Here is an 833-nt window from a genome sequence, read left to right on the forward strand (position 1 = left end):
GACACTATCCCTAATTTTGTGTAAGTTGTTTTTTGTATTGATTATTTGTTTTTGATTCTTTGGTCAAAAATAAGGTAAAATTGGTTGATAATAATTCCCCAGTTATGAATGGGTTTAGTCCAAACTTTGGCTACTTCATTGACTGCCAGATAAACTGATTTTAAAACGGCTTCATCTGTTGGGAAAGAGAGCTTATTTCGGGTATATTTTCTTATTTTCCCGTTCAAGTTTTCTATCAAATTAGTGGTGTAAATGATGCTTCTTATTTCCACTGGGAAGTCAAAAAATACGGTTAGTTCATCCCAATTATCTTTCCAACTTTTGATGGCATATAGGTATTTAGCTTGCCATTTGTTGGCAAAATCCTCCAGAGCAGCTTGTGCTGCTTGCTTGGTGGGAGCTGTATAGATGTTCTTCATGTCTTGACTAAAGTCCTTTCGGTCTTTGTAAGATACATATTTACAGGCATTTCTGATTTGATGGACAATACAGATTTGGGTGTTGGATTGTGGAAAAATGGCTTTAATGGTTTGAGTAAAGCCATTAAGATTATCTGTAGCCGTGATAAGAATATCTTCTACACCTCTGGCTTTTAAGTCACTCAAGACATTCATCCAGAAGCTAGCACTTTCATTTTTACCTACCCAAAGCCCTAATACTTCTTTGTAGCCATCTTTAGTAAGTCCAACGGCAATATAAACCGTTTTATTGATAACTCTTGACTGTTCTCGTACTTTAAAGACGATACCATCCATCCAAACTACCAGATAAACACTGTCTAAAGGACGGTTTTGCCAAGCCAGAATATCGGCATTGATGCGGTCGGTAATCCT

The 833-nt window shown here is 36.7% G+C and carries 1 protein-coding gene; it reads right to left on the reverse strand.

The annotated features are described in order from the left end of the window. Positions 1–41: 41 nt before the first annotated feature. A partial coding sequence (locus VB776_RS24640) for an IS256 family transposase (RefSeq protein WP_323699475.1) occupies positions 42–833 on the reverse strand: 792 nt, incomplete at its 5' end.

Origin of the sequence: Arcicella gelida (assembly GCF_034931025.1) — a bacterium.
Taxonomy (GTDB): Bacteria; Bacteroidota; Bacteroidia; order Cytophagales; family Spirosomataceae; genus Arcicella; species Arcicella gelida.